We start from the raw sequence: 3,403 nt of genomic DNA, 5'->3' as shown, positions 1-3,403 counted from the left end.
GGAAGGTTGTGATTATGGACAATTTAAATATCCACAAGAGTCGGGAAGTTGAGGAATTGATTAGGGGGACAGGAGCACGAATCCTATACCTGCCTGTGTATGCGCCGGAGTTGAATCCCATTGAGATGATGTGGTCGGTGTTGAAGCATTTTATTCGGCAGCTTTGCAGAATTGGGAAATATAGCATGGAGCAGATAGTGAAGACTTCTTTACTACTGATCAATCCATCCTCCTTCCGAAGTTGGTTTGCTAAGTGCTGCTGTTGTACCCCTTGAGCCCTTAACAGGCTGTAGGTTGTAGTATGTCTTGGCCTATCGTCAGATTGTCCGCAGCCATTTATCTAATTGCAATCTTAAATCGCAAAAGATGCTCCTAATTGGCTGTAGCCAAATTTTGCCTAAAAAAGTTACATCTGGCAGCTTGCGTCCAGGAGAAGAGGAAATCTGAATGATCTACAAAACCTACAAAATAACGACAAGTTCAGCCGGGCAGTTAAAGCTCTGTCGATATTGATCTTCTGTAGGATTGCCAGACTTGGCTGCCGGTTTGTCTAGGGATCTGGTTGCGAACTTCCACAAATTTTCAGTGTTGTTGCTTTTCTAGATTGGCTTTTTCCAATAGACCAGCGCATCTTCTCCGCTGTAATAGCCCTTGCGGCGTCCCAGCAATTGAAACCCTGCCGATTCATAGAGGCGGATGGCGGCCTGGTTAGAAGCCCTCACCTCCAACGTGGCCCAGCGACAGCCTGCTGCCCTGGCTTGGCTCAACAGCTCCTCCAGGATCCTTCGACCCAAACCACGCCGCCGATGGGCAGGATCCACCGCCAACGAGATAATGTGGGCTTCTTCTTCGATGCGCCAGAGGATGCCAAAGCCCACGAGCGCTTGGGTCGTTTGCGTCGCGAGGTCTGGAGAGGGAGGGGGGAACTCCGTTCGGCCCAAGCCACAGGAAGCGCCAGCGGCAGCCGGTTCCGCCACAACCCCGATCACCGTGCTGCTGGGTCTTTCCAGCTCCGCGCGATAGCCCTGTTCTCCCCAGTATCCGCCGTAGCAGCGGCGATCCAGCTCCAGCAATTGGGGCAGGGCGGTGAGGTCGAGCACCTGCAGCCGATAACTCGTACCGCTCATGGTGGTCTAGTCCCGCAATTCGCAGAACTCGGCCAGCAACAACTGCCCAAAGGGATCGTCATCGGGGGCGGCATAGGGCAGGGCTCGGCGGCTAAGGCTTAAGATCTGACCCCCCGATTGGGGATGGGGCTTGAGCTCGTAATCGATCCCTTCTTGGAAGCCGGCCTCTTGCAGGTAATCTTGGGCGGCTTTGAGGATCCCTTCTCGCAGTTGCGCTTTGACGGCAGGGGCCATGAGGTGGCGAACAAACCAGCGGGCGCTGTCGGGATCCACCTCGGCAAGGTATTGGAGAGCGGGAGTCAACACCGCGGAGCGCTCTTGGGGGGAGAGGCCGTTGACCTGCTGAGCTACCGCGGGCACATCCCGCCTTTGCATGGCCTGGATCAGGGTTTGGATGGCCGGAGAAAAAGAGGGATCCGACGCTTGGCTCATGGCTGCCAAAAGGATTCGAGGGTGCGGACAAGGGCCGCTGCTTCCGAAGGAGAGGGGGGGCTCGGCAGACAGACGGTAACATGGCCCAGCTTGCGCCCCGGGCGGGCGGGGGTCTTGTGGTACCAGTGCACCGTGGCATTGGGGATCGCAGCCAAGCGCTGCCGCTGCTCGGCATAGTCGCCGGTGGAGTGCTCGTAGCCCAAGAGGTTGACCATCACCGCCCCCCCACACTTGAGGGAGGGATCCCCCAAGGGGAGACCGAGGATGGCCCGCAGATGCTGCTCAAATTGCGAGGTGTGGCAGGCTTCCAGGGTGTAGTGGCCGGAGTTGTGAACCCGCGGCGAGATTTCGTTGATCCAGATCCCGGCCTTGGGGTGGGGCGGCGGCACCCAGAACAGCTCGATGGCAAACACGCCCACCGCATCCAATTTTTCCATCACCTTGACCGCCAAATCCCGGATCTCGGCCTCAACAGAGGAAGGGATGCGGGCGGGCACCAAGACGTGGCGACAGACTTGGTTAACTTGAACCGTCTCCACCACGGGGTAGATCTGGATTTCTCCCGTCAGCCCTCGCGCCACCATCACCGCCAGCTCCCGCTCAAACGGGATCCACTCTTCAACCAGCAGCGGGATCCCGGCATACTCAGCCAGAGCCTGTTGCAAGGTTGCTGGGTCGGGCAGGATGCGGGTGCCCTGCCCATCGTAGCCCTGCCGCCGCCGCTTGAGCACCAAGGGAAAGCTCAGGCTAGGTAGATCTGCCGTCTCCGCAGGCCAAAAAGCCGGCACCGGCAACCCCAGCTCTGCCAGAAACTGCCGTTGGTGCAACTTGTCCAGCAGCGGCTCTAGCGTGCTCAGGCGAGGACGAAAGCGGGATCCCTGCGGATCCAGTTTTTGCAGCTCCGCCAGCGGGATGAACTCGTTCTCAAAAGTTACCACCGGGCAGCGTTGCAGCAACTGGGCTGTGGCCTGGGTGTCGGTCACGGCACCCCAGACCACGCCGTCGGCCACGGCCACCGCCGGATCGGTAGGAGCGGCAGCCTGAACAATCAGCGGGATCCCCAATGGGCGAGCCGCCAAAGCCAACATCTGCGCCAACTGCCCACCGCCGATCACCCCCACCGGTTGGAAGCTCTGGTTTTTTGGGGATACCTGGGGTTCCACCACTGTCTCGCTATACTGACGGGTGTGCCTGCTTGGATCCAAAACCCATTATGGGATCCCTTGCCCTCTAGCGCTAGGAGAAAAACGGTGGAACCCCCTCAACCTTCTGAGCTCAGAGCTTTGATCGACCGGGCTTTGGCAGATAAGGTCTTAACCCGCGCTGAACAACAGCAGATCCTCAATGCCGTCGCAGCCGATCAAGAGGTTTCCCCAGAAGAGCATGACTCTAGTCAATGATATGCTGGACTATACTGAAAATAATGTACAGTATGTTCAGTATGGCTGCTTGGCATGGCTAGATATGTAAAACCGAGAGAAGCGGCGGATTATTTTGGGGTGTGTCTCCACACCTTGAGGCGATGGGAACAGAAGGGCTGGATCAATGCAACACGTACACCATCCGGTAGGGCGAGAAGGTATGACCTCGACAGCTACATTGGCCTCCGGCCCGCTGACGCGAACAGAGCGCCCAAGAAGGACAAACGAGTCGTTTTGTACGCCCGAGTCAGCAGTCGAGGGCAGAAACCAGACTTGGAGAGACAGATTGCAAGACTGGTTGACCTCTATCCTGGAGCCGAAGTGGTCGGAGAGGTTGGCGGCGGTCTCAACTTCAAAAGACCAAAGTTCCTTGCCTTATTGGAACGAGTTCGTGCGGGAGATGTCGGAACAATTGTGGTCGCT

The 3,403-nt window shown here is 57.5% G+C and carries 6 protein-coding genes; 3 read left to right on the top strand and 3 right to left on the bottom strand.

Going from position 1 to position 3,403, the window contains the following annotated elements; genetic code table 11:
• Positions 1–275 (top strand): transposase (locus tag SYN63AY4M2_RS12560; protein WP_206337018.1); only part of this gene is annotated, 275 nt, incomplete at its 5' end.
• Between the two features lie 324 nt (positions 276–599).
• Here the strand turns inward: SYN63AY4M2_RS12560 and rimI are convergent.
• From rimI to SYN63AY4M2_RS12545, 3 genes are read right to left on the bottom strand one after another with little or no spacing between them, the layout of a single operon-like run.
• Positions 600–1,127: a ribosomal protein S18-alanine N-acetyltransferase gene (rimI, locus tag SYN63AY4M2_RS12555; protein WP_099813123.1), complete on the bottom strand. Its 528-nt coding sequence runs from the start codon at positions 1,125–1,127 to the stop codon at positions 600–602.
• A 6-nt stretch (positions 1,128–1,133) separates the two neighbouring features.
• Positions 1,134–1,559 carry a hypothetical protein gene (locus SYN63AY4M2_RS12550; RefSeq protein ID WP_099834854.1) on the bottom strand — a complete coding sequence of 142 codons (426 nt, stop codon included), beginning with the start codon at positions 1,557–1,559 and terminating at the stop codon, positions 1,134–1,136.
• A complete protein-coding gene (locus SYN63AY4M2_RS12545; RefSeq protein ID WP_099887511.1) occupies positions 1,556–2,680 on the bottom strand; it encodes a 5-(carboxyamino)imidazole ribonucleotide synthase in 1,125 nt (374 codons plus the stop codon). Before SYN63AY4M2_RS12545 ends, SYN63AY4M2_RS12550 begins: the two co-directional genes overlap by 4 nt.
• A gap of 129 nt (positions 2,681–2,809) precedes the next feature.
• Here SYN63AY4M2_RS12545 and SYN63AY4M2_RS13870 point away from each other — a divergent pair, with 129 nt between their 5' ends.
• Entirely contained in the window at positions 2,810–2,959 is a 150-nt protein-coding gene (locus SYN63AY4M2_RS13870; protein WP_168173344.1) for a hypothetical protein, read from the top strand.
• Positions 2,960–3,013: 54 nt separating this feature from the next.
• The coding region (locus SYN63AY4M2_RS12540) for a recombinase family protein (protein WP_143597451.1) at positions 3,014–3,403 on the top strand (390 nt) is incomplete at its 3' end.

The sequence above is a fragment of the Synechococcus sp. 63AY4M2 genome (assembly GCF_002760475.1).
In the GTDB taxonomy this organism is placed as follows: domain Bacteria; phylum Cyanobacteriota; class Cyanobacteriia; order Thermostichales; family Thermostichaceae; genus Thermostichus.
Note: the sequence above shows the minus strand (reverse complement) of the source record. Positions and strands in the feature narration are given on the sequence as shown.